Source organism: Pseudomonas sp. HP_12 (assembly GCF_055283955.1).
Map to the genome: position 1 here is coordinate 107,235 of NZ_JBTOQG010000002.1, position 19,128 is coordinate 126,362.

General features: G+C 62.0%; 19 protein-coding genes. 14 read left to right on the forward strand and 5 right to left on the reverse strand.

Translation table 11 applies throughout. The features are described from left to right. Positions 1-102 precede the first annotated feature (102 nt). Complete coding sequence (gene dinG / locus ACYASU_RS02845) at positions 103-2,247, reverse strand: ATP-dependent DNA helicase DinG (RefSeq protein ID WP_065992603.1); 2,145 nt, start codon at positions 2,245-2,247, stop codon at positions 103-105. 129 nt (positions 2,248-2,376) lie between these two features. Here dinG and ACYASU_RS02850 point away from each other — a divergent pair, with 129 nt between their 5' ends. Then, positions 2,377-2,841: a CopD family protein gene (locus ACYASU_RS02850; protein WP_192171564.1), complete on the forward strand. Its 465-nt coding sequence runs from the start codon at positions 2,377-2,379 to the stop codon at positions 2,839-2,841. Between the two features lie 158 nt (positions 2,842-2,999). On the opposite strand, the gene ACYASU_RS02855 is transcribed toward ACYASU_RS02850, so the two are convergent. From ACYASU_RS02855 to ACYASU_RS02865, 3 genes are all read right to left on the reverse strand, one after another. Beyond that, positions 3,000-3,773, reverse strand: a complete 774-nt coding sequence (locus tag ACYASU_RS02855) for a collagen-like protein (protein WP_463581900.1) — start codon at positions 3,771-3,773, stop codon at positions 3,000-3,002. Continuing rightward, the gene (locus ACYASU_RS02860; RefSeq protein ID WP_192171566.1) at positions 3,766-4,041 is read right to left on the reverse strand and encodes a DUF1145 domain-containing protein; all 276 of its coding nucleotides are present in this window, start codon (positions 4,039-4,041) and stop codon (positions 3,766-3,768) included. Before ACYASU_RS02860 ends, ACYASU_RS02855 begins: the two co-directional genes overlap by 8 nt. A gap of 300 nt (positions 4,042-4,341) precedes the next feature. Then, positions 4,342-5,043, reverse strand: coding sequence for a PA1041 family peptidoglycan-binding anchor lipoprotein (locus ACYASU_RS02865; protein ID WP_133777092.1), 702 nt, complete (start codon positions 5,041-5,043; stop codon positions 4,342-4,344). Positions 5,044-5,286: 243 nt separating this feature from the next. Here ACYASU_RS02865 and ACYASU_RS02870 point away from each other — a divergent pair, with 243 nt between their 5' ends. Both ACYASU_RS02870 and ACYASU_RS02875 read left to right on the forward strand, forming a co-directional pair. Further along, the gene (locus ACYASU_RS02870; RefSeq protein WP_463581901.1) at positions 5,287-5,784 is read left to right on the forward strand and encodes a DUF6231 family protein; all 498 of its coding nucleotides are present in this window, start codon (positions 5,287-5,289) and stop codon (positions 5,782-5,784) included. 10 nt (positions 5,785-5,794) lie between these two features. Further along, positions 5,795-6,268, forward strand: a complete 474-nt coding sequence (locus tag ACYASU_RS02875; protein WP_282366862.1) for a YchJ family protein — start codon at positions 5,795-5,797, stop codon at positions 6,266-6,268. 42 nt (positions 6,269-6,310) lie between these two features. On the opposite strand, the gene ACYASU_RS02880 is transcribed toward ACYASU_RS02875, so the two are convergent. Beyond that, a complete protein-coding gene (locus ACYASU_RS02880) occupies positions 6,311-6,916 on the reverse strand; it encodes a hypothetical protein (protein ID WP_463581902.1) in 606 nt (201 codons plus the stop codon). A 115-nt stretch (positions 6,917-7,031) separates the two neighbouring features. Here ACYASU_RS02880 and ACYASU_RS02885 point away from each other — a divergent pair, with 115 nt between their 5' ends. The 11 genes from ACYASU_RS02885 (at position 7,032) to ACYASU_RS02935 (ending at position 19,077) form a co-directional block, all read left to right on the forward strand. After that, positions 7,032-7,517: an LEA/WHy family protein gene (locus tag ACYASU_RS02885; RefSeq protein WP_463581903.1), complete on the forward strand. Its 486-nt coding sequence runs from the start codon at positions 7,032-7,034 to the stop codon at positions 7,515-7,517. A gap of 4 nt (positions 7,518-7,521) precedes the next feature. After that, positions 7,522-7,728 carry an SEC-C metal-binding domain-containing protein gene (locus ACYASU_RS02890; RefSeq protein WP_065992586.1) on the forward strand — a complete coding sequence of 69 codons (207 nt, stop codon included), beginning with the start codon at positions 7,522-7,524 and terminating at the stop codon, positions 7,726-7,728. A gap of 121 nt (positions 7,729-7,849) precedes the next feature. Next, positions 7,850-8,494 carry a glutathione binding-like protein gene (locus ACYASU_RS02895; protein ID WP_369307180.1) on the forward strand — a complete coding sequence of 215 codons (645 nt, stop codon included), beginning with the start codon at positions 7,850-7,852 and terminating at the stop codon, positions 8,492-8,494. A 142-nt stretch (positions 8,495-8,636) separates the two neighbouring features. After that, positions 8,637-11,120 (forward strand): penicillin acylase family protein, encoded by a 2,484-nt coding sequence (locus ACYASU_RS02900; RefSeq protein WP_463581904.1) that lies wholly within the window; start codon positions 8,637-8,639, stop codon positions 11,118-11,120. Between the two features lie 609 nt (positions 11,121-11,729). Further along, complete coding sequence (locus tag ACYASU_RS02905) at positions 11,730-12,782, forward strand: ligase-associated DNA damage response exonuclease (protein ID WP_463581905.1); 1,053 nt, start codon at positions 11,730-11,732, stop codon at positions 12,780-12,782. After that, positions 12,779-14,494: an ATP-dependent DNA ligase gene (locus ACYASU_RS02910; protein ID WP_463581906.1), complete on the forward strand. Its 1,716-nt coding sequence runs from the start codon at positions 12,779-12,781 to the stop codon at positions 14,492-14,494. Before ACYASU_RS02905 ends, ACYASU_RS02910 begins: the two co-directional genes overlap by 4 nt. Positions 14,495-14,874: 380 nt before the next feature. Next, positions 14,875-15,657, forward strand: a complete 783-nt coding sequence (locus ACYASU_RS02915; RefSeq protein WP_346627501.1) for a transporter substrate-binding domain-containing protein — start codon at positions 14,875-14,877, stop codon at positions 15,655-15,657. A gap of 79 nt (positions 15,658-15,736) precedes the next feature. Continuing rightward, positions 15,737-16,465 carry an ABC transporter permease gene (locus ACYASU_RS02920; protein WP_172609418.1) on the forward strand — a complete coding sequence of 243 codons (729 nt, stop codon included), beginning with the start codon at positions 15,737-15,739 and terminating at the stop codon, positions 16,463-16,465. Then, on the forward strand, positions 16,462-17,172 hold the full coding sequence (locus ACYASU_RS02925) for an ABC transporter permease (RefSeq protein ID WP_192171576.1): 711 nt from the start codon (positions 16,462-16,464) through the stop codon (positions 17,170-17,172). The genes ACYASU_RS02920 and ACYASU_RS02925 overlap by 4 nt, the downstream gene beginning before the upstream one ends. A gap of 9 nt (positions 17,173-17,181) precedes the next feature. Continuing rightward, a complete protein-coding gene (locus ACYASU_RS02930; protein ID WP_463581907.1) occupies positions 17,182-18,300 on the forward strand; it encodes a succinylglutamate desuccinylase/aspartoacylase family protein in 1,119 nt (372 codons plus the stop codon). Positions 18,301-18,312: 12 nt separating this feature from the next. Then, positions 18,313-19,077, forward strand: coding sequence for an ABC transporter ATP-binding protein (locus ACYASU_RS02935; RefSeq protein WP_192171578.1), 765 nt, complete (start codon positions 18,313-18,315; stop codon positions 19,075-19,077). The last annotated feature ends 51 nt before the right edge of the window (positions 19,078-19,128 follow it).

Here is a 19,128-nt window from a genome sequence, read left to right on the forward strand (position 1 = left end):
AGCTCCTTGATCATCTGAGGCCCGGAGCACGACAGAGGTCGCGCGCATCCGGACGGACCAGGAATAAGACCCGGTCAACCGTGTTTCATTTGCAACACGGGCTCAGGAAATTTCGCGCCGGAATGGCGGCAGTGCATTGAGGATGGCTTTGCCATAGCGCTGGGTTACGACCCGGCGATCCAGCAGCGTGATGATGCCGCGGTCCTGTTCGGTGCGCAGCAGACGACCGCAGGCCTGGATCAGGCGCAGCGAGGCGTCGGGAACGGCGATTTCCATGAACGGATTGCCGCCTCGCGCTTCGATCCACTCCGCCAGTGCGGCTTCGACCGGATCATCCGGCACGGCGAAGGGAATTTTGGCGATGACGACGTGCTCGCAGTAAGCGCCGGGAAGGTCGACCCCTTCAGCGAAGCTGGCCAGCCCGAACAGAACGCTTTCATCGCCACCGTCGACCCTCGCCTTGTGCTTGTTAAGGGTTTCCTGCTTGGACAGGTTGCCCTGGATGAACACCCGCTTGCGCCAGTCCCGCTCCAGCCCGTCGAACACTTCCTGCATCTGTTTGCGCGAGGAGAACAGCACCAGCGTGCCTTTGGAGCCTTCGACCAGATTCGGCAGTTCACGGATGATGGCGGCCGTATGTTCGGCCGCGTTGCGGGGGTCGGCCTTGAGGTCCGGCACGCGCAACACGCCGGCGTCGGCATGGTGAAACGGACTCGGCACCACGGCAGTAACGGCGTCTTTTGGCAACCCGGCACGCATGCGGAAACGGTCGAACTTGCCCAGCGCGGTCAGGGTGGCCGAGGTCACCAGCGCGCCGTAGGCCACATTCCACAGGTTGCGGCGCAGCATTTCGGCGGCAAGGATCGGGCTGGCGTTGACCTCGATGTCGAACAGCGAGCCGCTGTCGGCCAGGGTCAGCCAACGCGCCATAGGCGGGCTGTTTTCCGGGTCTTCAGCGGTGAAGGCGGTCCACAATTCCCAGTTGCCATGGGCGCGGGCCAGCAAGCTGCCGAACAACGGATACCACTCTTCCGCCTGATGGCTGGCGATGCCAATGTTGACCTCGCCGTCCATGCCTTCTTTCAGCAGCTCGGTCAGACGCGTGAACAGGTCGTCGAGTCGGGCAAAGCCTTTTTTCAGCTCGATGCCCATCTCGCGCATGTGTTCGGGGACCACGCCGCCGACGAAGCGATGGCGCGGACGCTCGCGGCCTTCCATGTCTTCGCCTTGCTTGAAGTCGGCCAGTTGCTCGCAGGCGGTGAACATGAATTGCTGCTGGGTCTTGATCTCCCGGGCCAGCTCGGGGACCTGTTCGATCAGTTTGCCCAGGTCGCCCGGCAGCGGGTGCTGGGCGAGCAATTTGGTGAGGTTCTTGGCGGTTTGCTCCAGCCAGTCAGCGGTGGAGCGCAGGCGACTGAAATGGGCGAAGTGGCCGATCGCCTTGTCTGGCAGGTGATGGCCTTCGTCGAAGACATACAGAGTGTCGCGAGGATCGGGCAGGACCGCACCGCCGCCCAGCGCCAGGTCGGCCAGGACCATGTCGTGGTTGGTGACGATGACGTCGACTTTGCCCATGCCCTCGCGGGCTTTGTAAAAGGCGCACTGCTGGAAGTTCGGGCAGTGGCGGTTGGTGCACTGGCTGTGATCGGTGGTCAGGCGCGCCCAGTCCTGGTCGGCCAGTTCCTGAGGCCAGCTGTCGCGGTCGCCGTCCCATTTGTTGCCGGCGAGCTTTTCGATCATGGTGGTGAAGAGCTTCTGGCTGGCCTCATCCACTTCGATCTTGAAGCCTTCTTCTTCGAACAGCTGCGCGGTCGCGCTCTGGGCGTCGCCTTCCTGCAGCAGCATGTCGAGCTTGGACAGGCACATGTAGCGGCCACGGCCCTTGGCCAGCGCGAACGTGAAGTTCAAGCCGCTGTTGCGCATCAGGTCGGGCAGGTCTTTGTAGACAATCTGTTCTTGCAGCGCGACGGTCGCGGTGGCGATGACCAGGCGCTTGCCAGCGGCCTTGGCGGTCGGAATGGCCGCGATGGCGTAGGCAACGGTTTTGCCGGTGCCTGTCCCTGCCTCGACCGCCACGACGGCGGGATCACCCGAACGGCGGCCTTCTTCGTCGGTATCGACATCGCCCAGCACCTTCGCCACTTCAGCGATCATCAGGCGCTGGCCGTACCGAGGCTTGAGGCTCTTGGCTTCGAGGAAACGCGAGTAGGCGCCCTGAATCTGGGATTTGAGTTCGGTGCTGATCATGGGCTGGGTCGTTGGCTCGGCGTCACGGGTGCTGAATGAAAACACGAAAACCGCTGGATATATCTTCAGTAGTCGCAGCGGGCGGCTATCATACCGCGCTAATTCTTTCTGCGCAGATCGGAGTTCTCGATGTCACCTGTAGCCTTTGTCTACGCCTTGCATGTGCTGGCAGCGATTGTGTGGGTAGGAGGCATGTTTTTCGCCTGGATGATTCTTCGACCGGCGGTCATCGCGGCCCTTGAAGGCCCGGCCCGGTTGAAGCTGTGGCTGCAGGTGCTGCCGCGATTCTTCGTATGGGTCTGGTGCGCGGTGATCATGCTTGCGGTGACCGGCATTGGCATGATCAACGTCAACTTCAGCGGCTTTCAGACCGCGCCCCGCTATGTGCAGGTAATGATGGGTCTGTATGTGGTGATGGTGGCGCTGTTTCTGCGGGTTTCGACGCTGAATCTGCCGCAGTTGCGCAAGGCTGTGCTCGCCGAGCAATGGGCTGAGGGTGCCGCTGCGCTGGGCGGGATGCGGCGTCTGATGGGGATCAATCTGATGGTGGGGGTGGCCGTTGTGGCGATCGCTGCCATCAGGCCAATGCTTTGAGAGTTGGGGAAGAGCTGCTCGCGAAAAGGCGGTCCACCCGCTGGATATCCGGCGGCTGAAAGGCCGTCTTCGTGAGCAAGCTCACTCCCACATGAACCGTGTCGGCTCCACGAAAGAGAGCCGTCTGGACGGTATATAACGCCTGTGGGCTATCGGGCTTATAAGTTACGAACCACGATAGCGCCCGTTGGCCCTGCTGCGCCGGACTGGCCCTTGTCGCCGTTCTTGCCGGACTTGGCGCCGTCAGCGCGATAGACCACGCAGCCTTTGGACGCGCCGCCTTTACCGCCGCGACCGCCGTCGCCGCCGATACCACCGGCACCGCCCTGTACGTTGACCTTGATGCGCTCATTGCCGAAGGTCGCTGGCAGCTCAAGACGAACGAGCGCACCCGGCGCGCCGTCACGGCCGTTGCCGCCATTGTCGCCGTCGATCCCGCGACTGGCGGAACCCCATGTGCAGCCCGGATCGATGCCGTTGCCGCCGTCAAGGCCGACGTAACCGGGCGAGCCCGCACCACCGCGTGCGTCGACGAAGAGCTGGTCAGCGTTGAGTTGTTCGATCCGCAGGTTGAGGTTGCGGCCTGGGGTCGGCGGTTTTTTGAAGGTGCCCGGGGCGCCCCGCGCGGTGATTTCGGCGCCGCTGCCCAGGTCGGCCTGTTTGACCTGCAGGCTAAATGCCTCGCCACTCGGGACGATGGCAATGCGTGATTCATGGCCCATGACAAGTTGGCCGACTTTGACTTCGGTAAGGCCGGCCGGGATCAGCAGGGTGCCGTAGTCGGCGACTTCGAGTCGGTCCAGTTGCAATACGCTGGTTTTGGAGGGCAGGCGCATGAGCGAGTGGGTTTCGACGGAGATGGTCTGGGCCATGATCCAGGGGCTGGTCAGGGCGGACAGCAGGCCTGCCGTCATCAGCATCGCGTTACGCATGGTGTACCTCCGCCTGTGGGCGTTTGAATGTGTTCAGGTGAAATAGGCCGAAGAGCAGAATCTGAAGGCGATCCCGCCAGGGATGGGGGCGGCCGCGCAGGCTGGCGTTGTAGCTGATCAGTTCGATGATGTGGGTGAGCAGCAATAGGCCGCCAGCCAGTTTGAACAGCAGGTCGAAGGGGTGTGGCATGGCGATGGTGAGGCTGGTGATTATCAGTAGCCAGAATGCTGTTGTCAGTACTTTCCCTGTTCCCCAAATCACACTCATGTGGTGCCTCTGCTGTTTTTGGTTTTGTGCGGTGAAAACGGTTTGCGCACAGTACGGTGAGGCGGGGGACTATGCCAGAGGCAGGTTTCAAAAGTTGGCCGCGGCCAAGAAAAAGCAGATCAAGGGCTTCCCGGCTGAAGCCGGTCCCACTGAATGCACGCGCGGCTGATTAGTGGGACCGGCTTTAGCCGGGAAGGGGCCGGTCTGGACAATGGTTTTTCTGAACATCAAAACTGAGTGCCGGAAATAGAAAAGCCCCGGCTTTCACACCGGGGCTTCCTTTGAAGCATCAACCTTGTCTCAACGGTTGATTTTGATCTCGACGCGGCGGTTCAGCGCTCGGCCGTCGGCGGTTTTGTTGTCGGCCACAGGGCGCGCTTCGCCATCACCTTCAACGGACACGAACGAGGCACGCGGGATGCCGGCGCTGACGAGGTAGTCGGTCACCGATTGCGCGCGTTTTTGCGACAGTTTCTGGTTGTACGCATCGCTGCCTACGCTGTCGGTGTGGCCGCTGACGTGGAGTTGCACGTTCGGGGCTTCGGTTTTGAGTTTGGTCGCAACCATGTCCAGCTGCTGTTTGTCACCCGGTGTCAGCGTGGCTTTGTTGAACTCGAAGTGCACGTCACGAATGGTGATGATTTCTTCTTTCGGCAGCACCACCGGAGCAGCAACTGGCTCAGGCGCAGGTGTCACGATCGGGCAACCGGTCGCATCGACCGGGGTGCCTTTCGGCGTGTTCGGGCATTTGTCCTTGCTGTTGAGGACGCCGTCGCCGTCATCATCACCGTCCCCGTGGGCCCAGCAGTACGCGCCGGCCATCACGCCCACCGCACCACCGAAGCCTGCCGCCACCGAGGCGGTCTGGAAGGCGCCGATCGCGGCGCCAGTCAGCGCGCCACCGGCCGCACACAGTGGCCAGTCGGTCTTTTGCAAGCCCGCACAGCCCGTCAATACACTGGTAACCAAAATCAGAGGTAACGCTGTCCGAATCATGCTCATACAGTTCTTCTCCTTTGGTATCGGCTAAAACCGACTGAAATGCAGTAAAGACGCGTGTGGGGCCGTTCGCCACCCCGATTTCAGGGGTTTATGGGATTTCACCGCACAATCCGGACTCTTCTTTGGGGAATAGCCTTTTGCCTTCACTCCGTACGCTTTGTTATATCGCGAAATGAAAAAGTTCAAGCACTAGGCCATCGAAGTTCAGCGCGCTACCCTTGCCCGCCTGACCGAGGAACTCCAATGACTGATCGCTTCTCCAGCCGCACGCCGCAACAGGCCCTCGCCGCCCTGCTCGACCTCTATGCGCCGAAGCGTTTGCTGCTGGTGGGCGCCGAGGAATTTCCGGCGTTGCAGGCTTTTCGCGAAGCGCATCCGCAAACCGAACTGGCCCAGGCGGCACCGGGCCTTTTGCCCGCTGATCTGGCCGGGCAGCGTTTTGATCTGGCGCTGGTGGTGGACTGTCTGGAGCACATACCCAAGCGCGCGGGGCTGGAGCTGTTGGGCGGGATCCGCAATCTCAATGCCAGCCGGATCGCCGTGCTGGCCGACCTTGATGCCTGCGGCTGGCAATCCACTGATTTCTACTCGCTGGCACTCCAGGCCAGTGAACGGTTTTCCCGGAATGAGCAAGTGCTCACGCTGTTCACCTACGATCTGCGGGAATACAAACAGGTGCCGGACTGGCTGAACGCGAAGTTCTGGGCCAATCCGGAGAATTACGGCAAGTACTGGTGGTGAGAGACGCATCATGAGCAGCGCAATTTGCCCCTGCGGCAGCGGCAATCTTCTCGACGGTTGCTGCGGCCGCTATCACGCCGGTCAGCCTGCCCCTTGCGCCGAAGCGCTGATGCGTTCGCGCTACAGCGCTTATGTGCTGGGATTGGTGGACTATCTGTTGGACACCACATTGCCGGCGCAGCAGCCCGGGCTGAACCGAGATGCCATCAGCCAGTGGAGCGCCCAGAGCACTTGGCTGGGCCTGGAAGTGGAAGGCGCCGAGTTGATCGGCGGCCAGCCAGAACACGCGTTCGTGACCTTTAGCGCCCGCTGGCACGATGCCGAGGGCGAGCATTGTCATCGCGAGCGCTCGGCGTTCGTGCAGCATGAGGGACGCTGGTATTTCATCGACCCGACGGTCTCGCTCAAAGCCGGTCGTAACGACGCCTGCCCCTGCGGCAGCCGGCAAAAATTCAAGAAGTGCTGTTCGGCTTATCTCGCCTGACCTGTCAGCGGCAACGCCAGTAACCTCTGTGACAGGCAGTCCTCAGGCCAGGCGGATGTGGGAAACGTCCGGCACCAGCACGTGCTCAACCGGCTTGTCCTGACCCAGATCAGCGCCCGCCGGGGCCAGGCTCAAGCCGGACAGGTCCAACTGCGGCGCACGCGTCGGCATTCTCGGATCCTGCACGTCCTCGCCCGGCTCGGAGAGCGTGTAGTCAGGCGCCTCGACGTCCACAAACGCAGCCATGTAAACATCACGCGGCTTGACACTGGCTTTACGCGTCGGCGTGGCGTCGTTGGGCGGCGCCGTCAGGCTTGAGGGCTTGCGCGTCCAGCTCGGCTCGTCGGGCGGCGGTGCCAGTTCGACCTCTTCCACTTCAACCTGGGCGGACGCTTCTGCAACAGGGGCCTCCACGACGTGCGCCATGGGCACGACCTGGGCCATGGCTCCGGCACGTTCGAGGGTCGAGCGGTACTTTTCGGCGGCCGTCTCATCGAGGTTGTTTTTCAGCACCAGCCGACGGCCGGAGAACAATAACGCGATGCGCTGAGCGTCCGCCTGAAACAGCTTCGCCAGGTTGGCCTTGACCAGATCCGGCTGCGCGCCGGGCACCAGTTGGCCGGAAAATACGATTTCGTAGAGCTTCATGGTCAATACTCCTTCGACACATGGCGCGAGTATGGCGCAGGCTGTGGAGAACGGCGAGTCACGTGCAGTGGCGGTCAGACCGGGCCTATCAGACCGGACACAAAGGGAGCGACCCATGATGTTTGCAGCACACGTCCTCAGAATCGCAGGCCTCCTCGCGCTCCTGGCGCTGTCGGGCTGCTCGACCTGGATAACCGGCGGCTTCGAAGACCCCGACGTCAAGCTGCTCAAGGTCGAGGTGGTCAAGGCCAAGTTGCTGCGTCAGGACTTCAAGCTGCGCTTTCGGGTCGACAACCCCAACGACTCCAGCCTGCTGGTCCGCGGCCTGCGCTACAAGATCCTGCTCAACGACATGTTGCTCAGCGAAGGCGTCTACAGCGACTGGTTCATCGTCAAAGCCAACAGCCACAAAAACTTCTCCGTGCCGATCCGCACCAATCTGTGGGAGCACCTCAAGGACATCTCCAAGGTGCTCGGCAAAGCCAATCAGCCAGTGCATTACCGGTTGGAAGGCAAGCTCAAGACCGGATTTTTATTCGGACACAGCGTGCGCATCGGGCGCAATGGCGACATAATCCCCGGCGATTTGATTCCGGAGTAACCCCATGAACCAGCAAGCCCACGTGCACGGTCCCGATTGTGACCACGATCACGACCATCACGATCACCATCATGACCACGGCCACGTGCACGGCCCGCATTGCGGCCACGCACCTCAAGAGCCGGTCCGCAACACGCTCAAGGATGTCGGCCGCAACGACCCTTGCCCGTGCGGCAGCGAGAAAAAATTCAAGAAGTGCCACGGCGCGTAACGCACCCGGCTCCTTCCACGGCCTGATCTTCAGGCCGTTTTCATTTGTACGCTGGACGTTTGAAGGCGTAAAACAGGTGCAGCCTTAATGGCAGTCGTGATGACTTCACCTGGAGCGCGCAATGATCGATCTGCACTACTGGACCACCCCCAACGGCCACAAAGTTTCGATTTTCCTCGAAGAAGCGGGTCTGCCGTACACCATTTTCCCGGTCAATATCGGCGCGAACGAGCAGTTCGAATCCGATTTTCTGAAGATCTCCCCCAACAACAAAATTCCAGCCATCGTCGACCACCAGCCTGCTGACGGCGGCGAACCGCTGAGCCTGTTCGAGTCCGGCGCGATCCTGCTGTACCTGGCCGAGAAGACCGGCCGGTTCATTGCGACAGACCTGCGCGGCCGGCAGGAAACTCTGCAATGGCTGTTCTGGCAAATGGGCGGCCTGGGCCCGATGGCCGGCCAGAATCACCATTTCAACCGGTTCGCCAAAGAAAAAATCCCCTACGCGATCAAGCGCTACGTCGACGAAACCGCGCGTTTGTACGGCGTGTTGAACGAGCGTCTGGCCGATCGCACCTTCGTTGCGGGCGAGGACTACGGCATCGCAGACATGGCGATCTACCCGTGGATCGTGCCGCATACGTTTCAGGAGCAGAACCTGGATGACTTCCCGCACTTGAAGCGCTGGTTTGACGCGGTGGCCAATCGCGATGCGGTGAAGCGGGCCTACGCACTGGTGGACAAGATCAATCCCCCGAAGCCGTAATCCCAGCGTCGACAGGGTTCAGGGGGACGCGCTGATGTCCCCTCTGAAATCCGAAAATAAACTCCCTCCCCCTGCTTGCGTGACGCCCGCCTGCTCTCTAACGTAGCGCCTTTTCTACGTCCACCCCCGCAGGAGCTCCATCATGGCCTCGCCAGCCCTTTCAACTTTGAAGACGCGCATGAGCGCGGCCGCTGCCATGATTGGACTTTTGAGCCTGGCCGGTTGCCAGCTGGGCGGTGAAGACCGCGACAGCCTGCCGCCTGCCAGCGGGGTGTTTGCCATTAAAGGGCTGGCGCAGAACGTTTCCATTCGCCGCAACAATCTGGGCTTGCCGCTGATAGAAAGCAGTACGTTCCATGACGCGCTGTTTACGCTCGGCTATGTCCACGCCAGCGATCGCATTACGCAAATGATGCAAATGCGCCTGCTCGCCCAGGGCCGACTGTCGGAAATCGCAGGGCCGGGCGCCCTCGATCTGGACCGCATGATGCGCGCCGCCAACCTCAAACAAACCGCCGGCCAGTTGTATGCCGCCTCGTCGCCGCGCCTGAAACGCTTCTTCGAGGTGTACGCGCGCGGCGTCAACGCTTACCTGTTCCGCTACCGCGACAAACTGCCGGCTGACCTCGCCGACTCGGGCTACAAGCCTGAATACTGGAAGCCCGAAGACTCGGCGCTGATCTTCAGCCTGCTCAACTTCAGCCTGTCGGTGAACCTGCAGGAGGAGATTTCCTCGCTGGTGCTGGCGCAGAAAGTCGGCGCGGACAAGCTGGCCTGGCTGCTGCCGACCTACCCCGACGAAGCGTTGCCCTTCGCTGAAGCCGACAAGCTCAAAGGCCTGAACCTGGGCAGCCAACTGCCGGGGCTGAGCGATCTGGACAAAGCGGCGCTGCAGCTTTCGGACCTCAACCTGCTGGGCGTTTCGGCGTCGAACAACTGGGTGATCTCGCCTCAGCGCGCCCGCGCCGGCAAGAGCCTGCTGGCCACCGACAGCCAGTTGGCCCCGACACTGCCGTCGATGTGGAATTTCGTGCAGATCCGCTCGCCGAAATACCAGGCTGCAGGCGCGACCGTTGCGGGCTTGCCGCTGGTCTTGTCCGGTTTCAACGGCAAACTGGCCTGGGGCACGGGCCCGGCGATGGGCGACAATCAGGACCTGTTCCTGGAGAAGCTCAAGCGCGAGAACAACCGCCTGATGGTCATGGCCGACGGCAAATGGGTCGCGGCGGGCGCCCATGAGGAAACCTACTTCGTCAAAGGCCAGAGCCCGGTGCGCGAGCCCGCCTACGAAACCCGTCATGGCCCGCTGCTCAACGCGAGTTCCGCGCAACTGGCCAGCGGCCTGGGCATCGCCCTGCAGACGCCGGATGCCAAAGACGACAAAACCCTCGACGCCCTCTTCGATCTGACCCGCGCGCAAAACGTGCAGCGGGCGTTCGACACCACCCGGGAAATCCGCGCAATCACCCTGAACATGGTGTTCGCCGATGCCTCGAACACGGGTTGGCAAGTGACCGGCAAATACCCGAACCGCCGCGACGGGCTCGGCCTGATTCCTTCGCCGGGCTGGGACGGCCGGTTCGACTGGGACGGCTACGCCGACGCGATGCTGCATCCGTACGATCAGGATTCGCAACAAGGCTGGATCGCCACTGCCAACCAACGCACCGTGCCAAAAGGCTATGGCATGCAGCTGTCCAATTCCTGGGACTATCCGGAGCGCGCCGAACGCATCGCCGAACTGGCCAATGCCGGCAAGCAGGACACCCGCAGCACCGTCGCCATGCAATACGACCAGACCACGACCTTCGCCGCCAAACTGAAGAAAATGTTCTCCGAGCCCGGCATGTCCGCGCCGCTGAAACAGGCCATCGACGCCCTGCCCGCGCCAGAGCGCGACAAAGCCCGCGAAGCGTTGACCCGCCTGATGGCGTTCGACGGCAGACTGTCGCCGGGTTCGGCAGATGCGGCGATTTACGAGCTGTTCCTGCAAGAAAGCGCCCGCCAGACCTTCCTCGACGAACTCGGCCCGGAAACCAGCCCTGCCTGGAAAGCGCTGGTGCAAAGCGCGGACCTGTCCTACTCGCCCCAGGCCGATCACCTGCTGGGGCGTGAAGACAGTCCGTATTGGGACGACGTGAAAACGCCGCAAAAAGAAGACAAACCCGCCATCCTCGCCCGTAGCCTGGCCGCCGCCATCACTGTTGGCGAAAGCCAGCTGGGCGCCGATCACAAGGCCTGGCAGTGGGGCAAGTTGCACCAGACCACCTGGACCGCCCAAAGCGCCCAACTCACCGCTGCGCTGGGCGGCAGCAAGGCAAGCGTGATCAAAGGCCCGATCGCCACCGGCGGCGACCACACCACGCTCAACGCCTCGGGCTTCCACTGGGGCCAGGACTTCAACGCCGCTGTTGTCCCGGCCATGCGCATCATCGTTGACTTCGCTCAACAAGAACCGATGATGGCGCAAAACGCCGCGGGCCAATCCGGCAACCCCGCGAGCCCGTACAACGCCAATGGCATCGACCCCTGGATGAAAGGCCTGTACATGTCCGTGCCAATGCAACCGGAAAACTTCGAAAAAGCCTACGGCAAACAACGCCTGACGCTGACGCCCGGGAAGTAAATGGCCGAGCCATCCGGGATGACGCGGAGCGTCTCGGGATCATTCCCTCGCAGAGCGTGGGAATGATCAAAGAAGTGGCGCCTGAATTGACCCCTTCCCGGCTGAAGCCGGTCCCACTAAAAGCGATGCGTGCATCCAGATTGAGGGTGCCCATACCGGCCCCTTCCCGGCTAGAGCCGGTCCCACTAAAAAGCACACCGCGTACCGTCAGTGGGACCGGCTTCAGCCGGGAAGCCCTTGATCTGCTTTAGATCTTTCGAACACAAAAAGTCCAGCCACCGCCAAACGCGACTTTGGTGCAGGCTGAACGCAGGTCTTGCGCAGTGGGCCGAGCCGCATGGATGCGGCGAGAGCGCCGTCAGGACATGGATGTCCGTTCGGCGCGGGCCCACGGAGCAAGACCGGAGTGAAGGAACCCGACGAAGTCGGGCCCAACCGAGAGCAAGCACCCTTGGTTACTTGGGGTGCTTTTCCAAGTAACTCGGCGAAGCCGAAACAGTCTGCCCCCAGGCAGACGCTCTTGATCTCGAGATCGGGACCCAAAATCCCAACCGAACTTCTGCGCCCCGCCACCGCTCTACCTGACAAGTCCCCAAACCCGGTCAAACCATGGATCTCGTCATTGCCCGCCCCGAAGGCCTCTACTGCCCGCCCGGTGATTTCTACATCGATCCGTGGCGCCCGGTCGAACGCTCCGTCATCACCCACGCCCACGGCGACCACGCCCGCACCGGCAATGAACACTACCTCGCCGCCGCACCCGGCGAAGGCATACTGCGCTCCCGACTGGGCCAGGACATCAACCTCCAGACCCTTGCCTACGGCGAAAGCATCACCCACCACGGCGTCAAACTCAGCTTTCACCCGGCCGGCCACGTCCTCGGCTCCGCCCAGGTCCGCCTCGAATACCAGGGCGAAATCTGGGTCGCCTCAGGCGACTACAAAGTCGAAACCGACGGCACCTGCGACCCCTTCGAACCCGTGCGCTGCCACACCTTCATCACCGAATCCACCTTCGGCCTGCCGATCTACCGCTGGCAGCCCCAATCGGAAATCTTCGCCGGCATCAACGAATGGTGGCTCGCCAATGCCGCCGCCGGCAAAGCCAGCGTCCTCTTCGCCTATTCATTCGGCAAAGCCCAACGCATCCTCCACGGCATCGACCCCAGCATCGGCCCGATCCTCGTCCATGGCGCCGTCGAACCGCTGAACCGCGTCTACCGCGAGGCCGGCGTGCGCATCCCGGAAACCCACTACGCCGGTGACTTCAAAAAAACCGACCCCGCGTTGCGCAGCGCCCTGATCGTCGCACCGCCGTCCGCCGGCGGCAGCACCTGGATGCGCCGATTCGGCGAATTCAGCGACGCCTTCGCCAGCGGCTGGATGATGCTGCGCGGCACACGACGTCGGCGCGGCGTCGATCGCGGCTTCGCCCTTTCCGACCATGCCGACTGGCCCGGCTTGCTCTGGGCCATCGAAAACACCGGCGCTGAACGAGTGATGGTCACCCACGGCTCGGTGGCCGTGCTGGTGCGCTACCTGCGGGAACTGGGCCTCGACGCCCAGGGTTTCAGCACCGAATACGGCGACGAAGAGGACGACGCAGCGGCCAAGACCGAACCCGCACCCGAACCTGCATCGACAGGCGAGGCCTCGTCATGAAGGCCTTCGCCGAGCTGTATTCCGACCTGGACGCCACCACCTCCAGCAACGCCAAACTGGCGGCCATGAAAGCTTATTTCAGCAATGCCGCCCCCGAAGACGCCGCGTGGGCGGTGTACTTCCTGTCCGGCGGACGCCCACGGCAACTGGTGCCGACGCGCATGTTGCGTGAGCAGGCGCTGTTGCTGTCCGGACTGCCGGAATGGCTGTTCGAGGAGAGTTACCAGGCGGTAGGCGATCTGGCGGAAACCCTGTCGCTGTTGCTCCCTAAAGCCGAGCACAGCTCAGAGGAAGGCCTGGCCAGCTGGATGGAAAACCATCTGCTGCCCCTGCGTGGCCTGCCCCCGGAAGAATTGCTCGAGCGCCTGCCGACGTTCTGGTCGCAACTGGACCCGCAAAGCCTGATGGTCTGCTTGAAGCTGATCACCGGCAGTTTCCGGGTAGGTGTCTCGAAGCTGCTGGTGACCCGTGCCCTCGCCGCGCTGGCCGATATCGACAGCAAGCGCGTGGCCCAGCGACTCGTCGGGTACACCGATCTTTCCCATCGCCCCAGCGCCGAGGGCTATTTGAAGCTTATCGCCGAAGAGTCGGCCGACGAACACGCACAGCGGGGTGGCCAGCCCTACCCCTTCTTCCTCGCCCATGCGCTGCAGCAGCCGGTCGATCAGTTCGAGAACCTGCTGGGCGCCGCCGAAAACTGGCAGGTGGAATGGAAGTGGGACGGCATCCGCGCCCAGGTGGTCAAGCGCGAAGGTCGCCTGTGGATCTGGTCGCGGGGCGAAGAACTGGTCACGGATCGCTTCCCGGAACTGCACAGCCTGACTCAATGCCTGCCCGACGGCACGGTGATCGACGGCGAGATCGTGGTCTGGAAAGCCGCGACCCCGGAGAATGCCGAGGAAGGCGAATTCGCTCTGGACACCCCAGCCCCAGGCACGCCCGGCGAAGCGACGCCGTCGGTGCAGCCCTTCGCTCTGCTGCAACAGCGGATCGGCCGCAAGACCCTCGGCAAGAAGATTCTGGAAGACGTGCCGGTTGTCGTGCTGGCTTATGACCTGCTGGAATGGGAAGGCCATGACTGGCGCAGTCGCCCGCAACATGAGCGACGCACGCAGCTGGAAAAGGTCATCGCCAACGCCCAGAGCCCGGTGCTGATGCCCTCTCCCGTCCTGACCGGCACCGACTGGCTCGACCTCGGCCGGCAGCGCGAGGCCTCCCGCAGTCTTGGCGTGGAAGGCATGATGCTCAAGGCGCGGGATTCGCTGTACGGCGTCGGACGCACCAAGGACATGGGCGTGTGGTGGAAGTGGAAAATGGACCCGTTCAGCGTCGATGCGGTGTTGATCTACGCCCAGCGCGGTCACGGCCGCCGCGCCAGTCTGTATAGCGACTACACGTTCGCGGTCTGGGACGGCCCGCCGGAATCCAGCGAACGGACATTGGTGCCCTTCGCCAAAGCGTATTCAGGCTTGACCGACGAGGAGATGCGCAAAGTCGATGCGATCATCCGCAAGACCACCGTCGACAAGTTCGGCCCGGTCCGAAGTGTTACCCCGACCCTGGTATTCGAGTTGGGCTTCGAGGGCATTGCGCTGTCGAAACGGCACAAAAGCGGCATCGCCGTCAGGTTCCCGAGGATGCTGCGGTGGCGCCTCGACAAACCCGTCGCCGAAGCCGACAGCCTGGCGACGCTTCAGGACCTGCTGGCCTGAGCACCGTCGCGGTGCGCGAGGCTGGCTCGCGCCCGCGTCGAATGCGCTGAAATGGGGCGCACTACAAGCCCCAGTCTCTCAACGGCACGCCCCACAAGGCGTTTCGAATCTCCCCTCCGCTGTAAAAAGCACCGCTGCAGACCTTTGAGGCTGCAACTTTTTCGCCCACTCTCAACGGGATACGGCTACTCTGCCGGTGCCTGCGGGGCCTCAAAAAAAGTCAAAAGATGGCTCTAAGTCATCATTGCGACAACTCCGTACATTTAAAACGCGCGTTCGTTTGTTTGGTTCGGAAATTGCTGTCTATTTGCGGTCTGGCTTTTGCCGGTAGCAAGCCTTCGCGTGTTCCCAACGCTCAATTTGGTTTTAAGGACTGAACGATGAAAAAAGCATGGCTGACCCTTTCCGCACTCGCCATCTGTCTGGCCGCCGGTAACGCAATGGCCAAGGAATACAAGGAGCTGCGTTTCGGCGTCGATCCTTCCTACGCGCCATTCGAATCCAAAGCCGCCGATGGCAGCCTGGTGGGCTTCGATATCGATCTGGGCAACGCGATCTGTGCTGAACTGAAGGTCAAGTGCAAGTGGGTCGAAAGCGATTTCGACGGCATGATCCCGGGCCTGAAAGCCAACAAGTTCGACGGCGTGATCTCCTCCATGACCGTGACCCCGGCCCGCGAGAAAGTCATCGACTTCTCCAGCGAACTGTTCTCCGGCCCTACGTCGCTTGTCTACAAAAAAGGCTCCGGCCTGAGCGCTGACACTGCGTCGCTCAAAGGCAAAACCGTGGGTTACGAGCAAGGCACCATCCAGGAAGCCTACGCCAAGGCCGTTCTGGACAAGGCGGGCGTGAAAACCCAGGCCTATGCCAACCAGGATCAGGTGTATGCCGACCTCGTTTCTGGTCGTCTGGACGCCTCGGTTCAAGACATGCTGCAAGCCGAGCTGGGCTTCCTGAAGTCGCCACAAGGCGCAGACTATGAAGTTAGCAAGCCAATCGACGATCCCCTGCTGCCAGCCAAAACGGCCGTCGGCATCTCGAAAGGTAACAAGGACCTGAAAGCGCTTTTGGACAAAGGTATCAAAGCGTTACACGATGACGGCAAGTACGCCGAGATCCAGAAGAAGCACTTCGGCGATCTGAATCTGTACAGCGGTAAATAAGCAAACAGACGCCCGTTGATTTCAGCCAGAATCCGCTGCTGAAGTTAACGGGCGTTTTTATTGACTGTATAGGTTGCACATGTTCGAAACTCTCCTGCAAAACCTGGGACTGTCAGCATTCAGCCTGAAAGGCTTCGGCCCGCTGTTGCTGCAAGGCACCTGGATGACCGTCAAATTATCGGTAATGTCGCTGCTGCTGGCCATTGTGCTCGGCCTGCTGGGCGCCAGTGCCAAACTGTCAAAAGCCGCGGTACTGCGGGTCCCGGCCCAGATCTACACCACGCTGATCCGGGGTATACCGGACCTGGTGCTGATGCTGCTGATCTTCTACAGCCTGCAAACCTGGCTGACCACGCTTACCGAAGCGATGGAATGGGATTACATCGAGATCGACCCTTTCTCTGCCGGCGTCATTACGTTGGGCTTCATCTATGGCGCGTATTTCACCGAGACCTTCCGCGGCGCGATCCTTGCCGTACCGCGCGGTCAGGTCGAAGCCGCCACGGCTTACGGGCTCAGCCGTTCGCAACGGTTTCGCATGGTGGTGTTTCCGCAGATGATGCGCTTCGCCCTGCCCGGCATTGGCAACAACTGGCAAGTGGTGCTCAAGGCTACGGCGCTGGTGTCGATCATCGGTCTGGCCGATCTGGTCAAGGCCGCGCAGGACGCGGGTAAGAGCACGTATCAGCTGTTTTACTTCCTGGTACTCGCCGCACTGATCTATCTGGTCATCACCAGCGTGTCCAACTTCGCCCTGCGCTGGGCCGAACGGCGTTATGCCGCCGGCAGCCGGGAGGCTCAACGATGATCGAGTTGCTGCAAGAGTACTGGCGCGCCTTCCTTTATACGGACGGCCAGAACATCACCGGCCTGGCCATGACGATGTGGCTGCTCAGTGCCTCCATCGCCATTGGCTTTGTCGTTTCGATTCCGCTGTCCATTGCCCGCGTGTCGCGCAATCCGCTGGTGCGCTGGCCGGTGCAGTTCTACACCTACCTGTTCCGCGGAACGCCGCTGTATATCCAGTTGCTGATTTGCTACACCGGCATCTACAGCATCGCCGCCGTACGTGAGCAGCCAATGCTCGGCGCGTTCTTCCGTGACGCGATGAACTGCACCATCCTCGCCTTCGCCCTGAACACCTGCGCCTACACCACCGAAATCTTCGCTGGCGCCATTCGCAGCATGAACCACGGCGAAGTCGAGGCGGCCAAGGCTTACGGCCTGACCGGCTGGCGCTTGTACGCCTACGTGATCATGCCGTCGGCGCTGCGCCGTTCGCTGCCTTATTACAGCAACGAAGTGATCCTGATGCTGCACTCGACCACCGTGGCTTTCACCGCCACCGTGCCGGACATCCTCAAGGTCGCACGTGACGCCAACTCGGCCACCTTCCTGACGTTCCAGTCGTTTGGCATCGCGGCGCTGATCTACCTCACGGTCACGTTCATTCTGGTGGGCCTGTTCCGACTGGCTGAACGCCGCTGGCTGGCCTTCCTCGGCCCGACTCACTAGGAACCCTGCATGCGACACCAGACCCATGATCTGCTGGCCCCGGTGCCCGGCACCGCGCGGCAGATCCACAGCTTTCACTACGGCCCGGAAAACGGCGCCTGCAAGGTTTACATCCAGTCGTCCCTGCACGCCGACGAACTGCCGGGCATGCTGGTGTCCTGGTACTTGAAGCAGCGACTGGCCGAGCTTGAAAACGCCGGCCAGTTGCTCGGCGAAGTGGTGGTCGTTCCGGTGGCCAACCCGGTCGGCCTGGAACAGGTCCTGATGGACATGCCGCTGGGCCGTTACGAGCTTGAGAGCGGGCAGAATTTCAATCGCCGCTTCGTCGACCTCGGCCAGCAAGTGGGGGATGAAGTCGAAGCGCTGCTGACCGATGACCCCAAGGGCAACATCACGCTGATCCGGAAAACCCTGCTGGCCGCACTGAATAACTGCGTCGGCAGCACCCAACTGGAGTCCCAGCGCCTGACGTTGCAACGGCTGGCCTGTGACGCTGATGTGGTGCTGGACCTGCATTGTGATTTCGAATCCGTCGAGCACCTGTACACCACGCCCGAGGCCTGGCCGCAGGTCGAGGCGCTGTCGCGCTATCTCGGCGCCCAGGCGAGCCTGCTGGCGACCGACTCTGGCGGGCAGTCATTCGACGAATGTTTCACGCTGGTCTGGTGGCAACTGCAGCAGCGGTTTGCCAAGCGCTTCCCGATCCCGCTGGGCAGTTTTTCCGTGACCCTGGAGTTGCGCGGCCAGGGGGATGTCAATCACGCTCTCGCCAGCCGCGATTGCCAGGCGATCATCAGTTACCTGATGCACCATGGCGCTATTGCCGGCGAGCCGGTTGCGCCCCCTGAACTGATTTACCCGGCGACTCCGCTGGCGGGCGTCGAACCTGTTGCCACGCCGGTCGGCGGTCTGCTGGTGTTCTGCACACTGCCCGGCGAATACGTCGAGGCGGGGCAATTGATCGCTGAGGTCATCGACCCGATCAGCGACACGGTGACCCCGATCCACACGGCCAACGCTGGCCTTATGTACGCCCGCTCATTGCGACGCATGGCGACCGCCGGCATGGTCATCGCCCATGTCGCCGGCACCGAAGCCTACCGCAGCGGCTACCTACTTTCTCCTTGAGGACTGCCCTTCATGTACAAACTGACCATCGATGGCCTGCACAAAAGCTACGGTGACCACGAGGTGCTCAAAGGGGTGTCGCTCAAGGCCAGCGTCGGCGACGTGATTTGCCTGATCGGCGCCAGCGGCTCGGGCAAGAGCACCTTCCTGCGCTGCATCAATTTTCTCGAACAACCCAATGACGGCGCCATGAGCCTGGACGGCCAGCCCGTGCGCATGGTCAGCGACGCCGGCGGTATGCGCGTTGCCGATCCGGCCGAGCTGCAGCGGATTCGCACGCGGCTGGCGATGGTGTTCCAGCATTTCAACCTGTGGAGCCACATGACGGTGCTGGAAAACATCACCATGGCCCCGCGCCGGGTGCTGGGGGTGTCAAAAGCCGAGGCCGAGGCCCGCGCGCATAAATACCTGGACAAGGTCGGGCTGCCCGCGCGCGTCGCCGATCAATACCCGGCGTTTCTGTCCGGCGGCCAGCAGCAGCGTGTGGCCATCGCCCGCGCCCTGGCGATGGAACCGGAAATCATGCTGTTCGACGAGCCTACATCGGCGCTCGACCCTGAATTGGTCGGCGAAGTGTTGAAGGTGATTCAAGGCCTCGCAGAAGAAGGCCGGACCATGATTCTGGTGACCCACGAAATGGGCTTCGCCCGCAAGGTTGCCAATCAGGTGGTGTTCCTGCACCAAGGCCAGATCGAAGAAATGGGCCACCCGGACGACGTGCTGGGCAGCCCGAAGAGCGAGCGTTTGCAGCAGTTTTTGAGTGGGAATTTGAAGTAATTGCGGGCCTGACGCCTCACCGTTGTAAGGCGCGCACGCATAACCTGTGGG

Excerpts from the sequence above, each read along its gene's own strand:
- ACYASU_RS02905 (WP_463581905.1), top strand. The coding sequence starts at position 11,730 with ATGGATCTCGTCATTGCCCGCCCCGAAGGCCTCTACTGCCCGCCCGGT.
- ACYASU_RS02880 (WP_463581902.1), bottom strand. The coding sequence starts at position 6,916 with ATGAAGCTCTACGAAATCGTATTTTCCGGCCAACTGGTGCCCGGCGCG.
- ACYASU_RS02885 (WP_463581903.1), top strand. The coding sequence starts at position 7,032 with ATGATGTTTGCAGCACACGTCCTCAGAATCGCAGGCCTCCTCGCGCTC.
- ACYASU_RS02855 (WP_463581900.1), bottom strand. The coding sequence starts at position 3,773 with ATGCGTAACGCGATGCTGATGACGGCAGGCCTGCTGTCCGCCCTGACC.
- ACYASU_RS02935 (WP_192171578.1), top strand. The coding sequence starts at position 18,313 with ATGTACAAACTGACCATCGATGGCCTGCACAAAAGCTACGGTGACCAC.
- ACYASU_RS02925 (WP_192171576.1), top strand. The coding sequence starts at position 16,462 with ATGATCGAGTTGCTGCAAGAGTACTGGCGCGCCTTCCTTTATACGGAC.
- ACYASU_RS02875 (WP_282366862.1), top strand. The coding sequence starts at position 5,795 with ATGAGCAGCGCAATTTGCCCCTGCGGCAGCGGCAATCTTCTCGACGGT.
- ACYASU_RS02900 (WP_463581904.1), top strand. The coding sequence starts at position 8,637 with ATGGCCTCGCCAGCCCTTTCAACTTTGAAGACGCGCATGAGCGCGGCC.
- ACYASU_RS02915 (WP_346627501.1), top strand. The coding sequence starts at position 14,875 with ATGAAAAAAGCATGGCTGACCCTTTCCGCACTCGCCATCTGTCTGGCC.
- ACYASU_RS02860 (WP_192171566.1), bottom strand. The coding sequence starts at position 4,041 with ATGAGTGTGATTTGGGGAACAGGGAAAGTACTGACAACAGCATTCTGG.
- ACYASU_RS02865 (WP_133777092.1), bottom strand. The coding sequence starts at position 5,043 with ATGAGCATGATTCGGACAGCGTTACCTCTGATTTTGGTTACCAGTGTA.
- dinG (WP_065992603.1), bottom strand. The coding sequence starts at position 2,247 with ATGATCAGCACCGAACTCAAATCCCAGATTCAGGGCGCCTACTCGCGT.
- ACYASU_RS02920 (WP_172609418.1), top strand. The coding sequence starts at position 15,737 with ATGTTCGAAACTCTCCTGCAAAACCTGGGACTGTCAGCATTCAGCCTG.
- ACYASU_RS02870 (WP_463581901.1), top strand. The coding sequence starts at position 5,287 with ATGACTGATCGCTTCTCCAGCCGCACGCCGCAACAGGCCCTCGCCGCC.
- ACYASU_RS02850 (WP_192171564.1), top strand. The coding sequence starts at position 2,377 with ATGTCACCTGTAGCCTTTGTCTACGCCTTGCATGTGCTGGCAGCGATT.
- ACYASU_RS02890 (WP_065992586.1), top strand. The coding sequence starts at position 7,522 with ATGAACCAGCAAGCCCACGTGCACGGTCCCGATTGTGACCACGATCAC.
- ACYASU_RS02895 (WP_369307180.1), top strand. The coding sequence starts at position 7,850 with ATGATCGATCTGCACTACTGGACCACCCCCAACGGCCACAAAGTTTCG.
- ACYASU_RS02930 (WP_463581907.1), top strand. The coding sequence starts at position 17,182 with ATGCGACACCAGACCCATGATCTGCTGGCCCCGGTGCCCGGCACCGCG.
- ACYASU_RS02910 (WP_463581906.1), top strand. The coding sequence starts at position 12,779 with ATGAAGGCCTTCGCCGAGCTGTATTCCGACCTGGACGCCACCACCTCC.